The 4310-nt window shown below is 73.4% G+C and carries 2 protein-coding genes and 1 pseudogene; 1 reads left to right on the forward strand and 2 read right to left on the reverse strand.

Annotated elements, in window-relative coordinates:
• The coding region (locus VR45_RS40170; protein ID WP_045944921.1) for a substrate-binding domain-containing protein at positions 1 to 350 on the forward strand (350 nt) is incomplete at its 5' end.
• A gap of 67 nt (positions 351 to 417) precedes the next feature.
• On the opposite strand, the gene VR45_RS40175 is transcribed toward VR45_RS40170, so the two are convergent.
• Both VR45_RS40175 and VR45_RS40180 read right to left on the reverse strand, forming a co-directional pair.
• Positions 418 to 2868 carry an RICIN domain-containing protein gene (locus VR45_RS40175; RefSeq protein WP_052709739.1) on the reverse strand — a complete coding sequence of 817 codons (2451 nt, stop codon included), beginning with the start codon at positions 2866 to 2868 and terminating at the stop codon, positions 418 to 420.
• 139 nt (positions 2869 to 3007) lie between these two features.
• Positions 3008 to 4310: pseudogene (locus tag VR45_RS40180) on the reverse strand (RICIN domain-containing protein); the annotation flags it as partial.

A 4310-nucleotide genomic window follows, 5' to 3' on the forward strand; every position in this document is an offset into this window, starting at 1 on the left:
CCGCACAGCCGGACGTCACCGCCGTCCTCGCCGCCAACGACCAGCTGGCGCTCGGCCTGCTGCGCGCCCTGCACGAGGCCGGGCGCCGGGTGCCGGAGGACGTCAGCGTGGTCGGCTTCGACGACATCCCCGAAGCGGCCTTCTTCGTGCCCCCGCTGACCACGGTGCGGCAGGACTTCGAGGAGGTCGGGCGCCAGTGCGTGGCCCGGTTGCTCGACCGGATCGATCCGCCGGCGAGCGAGGACGCCCCCGTCACGGCGGTGGTGGTCCGGCCCGAACTGATCGTCCGCGCCAGCACGGCCGCACCGCCGCGCACCGGTCGCGCGGGACGCTCGGGACGCACCTCCTGACCGCACACGACGGACGCGCGTGCCCCCCGCCGTAGGCCGGAAGGGGACACGCGCCGCCACCGGCGGGTCAGCCGATCCTGAACCGCTGCCCGGCACCCGCTCCACAGGGCTCCTGCACCAGCGCCGCCGCGGGCTCCACGGCGTTCGCCGCGACGGCCAGGCACTTGCCGCTGTGCCGCGCCACCAGGGCCGACCAGCCGCCGCCGGTGGGACGGACCGACCACTCCTGGTTCCGCGCCCCGCTGCACCCGTACTGCACCACCGGGGCACCGTCCGCCGTGGACTCGCCCGCCACGTCCAGGCACAACCCGCTGGAGCGCACCACCACGGACACCTGACCGGCGCCGCCCGCCCGCAGCGCCCACTGCTGGGCCGCGGATCCGGTGCAGTCGGACTGGACGACGGCGGTACCGGCGGCGTCCGCGCCCCCGACCTCCGCGCCCCCAGCGGCCGTGCCCCCGACGGCCTCCACGCACAGCCCGCTGCGCCGGACCGTCACCGGCTGCCACACGTCCGTGCCCGCGCCGCGCACCGACCACGACTGGTTGCTCCCGGCGGTGGCGGGCCAGACGCCCACCGGTGCCCCGTCCCACCGGGCCGCCTCGCCGACGTCCAGCAGGAGCCCGCCGGCCTTGTTCACGAACGTGCCGCGCCCGTCGCCGGTGGTGGAGCGCATCCACAGCTGCTTCGCCGCGTTGCCGGGATCGGCGAAGCCGAGGGCGCCCTCGGTCACGGCCAGCGCCTTGCCCGTGGCGGCGTTGCTGATCCGGTAGGTCGCCGTGCTGTCCCAGCCGCCGCCGACCCGGGTGACGTTCCACCGCTGCCCCGGGTCGGCCGGGTCGGGAGTGCGCTGGACGGGCCCGCCCTGGGCGGAGGGTCCGGCCGCGAGGGCCAGGCCGCTGTTCTCGTTCAGCAGTTGGCGGGCGTCACCGGCCGGTGTGACCGCCGTCGAGGCGTTCACACCGACCGTGCCCGGCAGGACGAAGGTGGTGACCGAGCCGGGCCCGACCGTCGTGGTCACCGTGGCGGCGGCCGTCACGGTCAGGTCCGCCTCGCGCCGCACGTCCTTGGTGGCGTCTGTGGTGTACCGCTGGACGGCGGTGCCGGTGCCCGGCTTCTGGTAGCCGGCCAGGTCGAGGGTGAGGTTCTGGGCCGCGCCGGTGTCGTTGGTGTGGACGACCACCGTGCCCGCGCCGCCGGGCCGCAGGGCCGCGAGGGTGGTGGCGGAATCGGTGGCGATGACCCGGGCGCCGGGCCGGACGAACCTGGTGTAGTTCGCCATCGCCCAGTACTTCTTGTTCTTGCGAACGGGTTCGGCCCCCGGGTCGTCGGGTGTCAGGTCGACCTGGATGAGGCCCCAGTTGGAGTTCTCGTGGGCGGGCGTCATGTTCTCGTAGTCCTCGACGGCCTGCCAGAGCACCCAGGCCCGGGGTTCGAGCTCCTTGAGGTCGCCCGTGATGCGGTCGGCGAGGTCGAGGGCGGGGTCCATGTCGGTGAAGTCCTGCGGTCCGCCGCCGCCGAGGTCGACCTCGGACATCCACAGCGGCTTGCCCGAGCCCTTGGCGATGTCCCGGGCGCCGGCGCGGCCCTGCGGGTCGTAGGTGTGGACGTTGAGCTTGCCGATCGCCGAGCGGGTCGCCGCCGGGTAGGAGTTCCAGTCGTCCCGGAACATGACCGGGTCGGTCTCGTCCATCGCCGCCACCGGCGTGGCCAGGCCCGCCGCGTCCAGCGCGCCGCGCAGGCTCCCGATCATCCGCGCCTGGGAGGCGTGCTCCCAGTGCGAGCCCTCCTGGGGACCACCGGCGCGCCAGTACCCCGTACCGGGCTCGTTGACCGGCGACAGGGAGCCGAAGGTGACGCCGGTGGAGTCCTGCACCCGCTTGACGGCCCCGGCCAGGTAGGCGGCGAACCTGCCGTACTGGTCGGGGCGGAGGTTGTCCTGCCGGCTGTCGACCGCGCCGGAGACCAGGCCGCTGTTGGTCATGAAGTACGGGGCGGAGTTGGAGTACGCCTCGAAGGTGTCCGCACCGCGGCTCTTCGCGGCGGTGAGCCACCAGCGCTGGTTGGCGTCGGCGGCGGCGTTCCAGTGATCGGGGTTCCCCGGGTCCCACCAGTCCTCCGACCCGGCCCCGCCGTCCGGGCCGCCCGCCTGCGGACCGTGCTCCGCGGGACGGTTCCAGTAGCCGGGAACGGCCGCTCCGGGCCGCATGTACGGCACGGTTTCAGGGCTGTCGCCGCCGCCGATGTTGTAGCGGGCGACGGTGAGGCCGAGGCCCTCGGCGCCGAAGAGCTCGTCGGCCAGCCGGTTGCGCAGGTTCTCGGGCCAGCCTCCGGTGACGTTGGCGAACCAGCCCAGCGAGGTGCCCCAACCCTGGAAGGGCTGCTGCTGGTAGGAGGGGTCGAGCCGGACGGTGAGGTGGGCGGACGGGGCCGGTTCGGCGGCCGCGGCCGACTGCGGCGGCGCGAGCAGGCCGGCGTTGCGGGCCGGGCGGTGCCGGGTCTTCGTTCGGGGAGCCATCGGTCCTCCGGGGACGGGAGCGGGCAGGCGAACGGCACGCCCCTCGGGTGGGGGGAGGGGCGTGCCGGTGGGGAGGCGTGAACGACGGTGGGGCGGGGCGCGCCCGGGGTCGGACCGTGACGGTCCGGTGCTCCCGGGGTCAGACCGTGGCGGTCCGGCGCCCGAACTGCTGGTTGGTGCCGCCGTTGCAGGCCCACTGTTCGAGCGCGGCGCCGTCGTTGGTGGCCTGGTTGACGACGTCCAGGCACCTGCCGCTGTGCCGGGCGATCAGCCGGACGTTCCCGGAACCGTCGCCGACCGGCTGGACCTGCCACTGCTGGGACAGCGCACCGGTGCAGGTGTTCTGCACGGCGAGGGCCCCGTCGACGGTCGACCCGCCCTGAACGTCCAGGCACTTGCCGCTGTGCCGGGCCATGACCTGCGCGTAGCCGGTGCCGAGGTCCTTCAGGAAGAAGTTCTGGTTGGCGCCGTTGCCGCAGGTCCACTGGAGGAGCCGGGCCGACTCGGCGAAGGAGTACTCGCCGACGTCGACGCACTTGCCGCTCTGCCGGCCGACCAGTTGCTGCCAGGTGGCGTTGAGCGGGGTGATCCGGCCGGTGGCCGCGTTCACGGTGATCTGCGGCGAGTAGCCCAGGGTGAGGGTGGTGTCGGTGGGGAAGGCGAGCGGGAGCCACACGTACTGCGAGTCGTTGACCGTGCCGCCCGTGGCGTTGCCCCAGCGGTCGCCCAGGTAGAGGTAGCTGGTCCCAGGTAGAGGTAGCTGGTCCCCTGGCTGCCGACCACCGGCAGGACGAAGGCGGTCTGGCTGGCGTAGGTGATCCCGTCGCCGGCGTCCCGCAGTCCGCTCCAGGTGCCGGTGATGCTGCCGGCGGTCGCGTACTTCTGCTGGTTGGGGGCCCAGCCGGTGGCTCCGGAGGTCAGCAGGAAGTACACACCGTTGCGCTTGAACAGGGCCGGGGCCTCGCGGGACTCGCCGTTCCACAGGCTCTGCACCTGCGCGTCGATGCCGGTGTAGTCGGCGGTGAGGCGGTAGATGTGCAGGTCGCGGTTCTCGTTGGCGGCGGAGACCATGTAGCCGGTGCCGTCGTCGTCGACGTAGGTGGTGATGTCCCGGGACATCGCCCCCGCCGGACGGAAGCTGCCGCGCCAGGTGTAGTCGCCGTCGACGGTGGCGGAGACCGCGACGGCCGCCCGGGCCTCGCTGTAGTCGGTGGCGCTGCCTTCCTTGTGCATCCACATGACGAACTGTCCGGTGACGGCGTTGTACATCACCTTGGGGCGCTCGATGTTGGCGCCGGCCAGCTCCGGGTCGGTCGCCTGCGTCAGCACGTGCCGGCGGAACTCCCAGGTCTTCAGGTCGGTCGAGCGGTACGCGGAGACGTAGCGGAACGAGTTGTCGGCGTTGCGGTTCTCGCCGAACCAGTAGTAGTACGCACCGACCT

Source organism: Streptomyces sp. NRRL S-495 (assembly GCF_000966955.1).
GTDB lineage: Bacteria > Actinomycetota > Actinomycetes > Streptomycetales > Streptomycetaceae > Kitasatospora > Kitasatospora purpeofusca.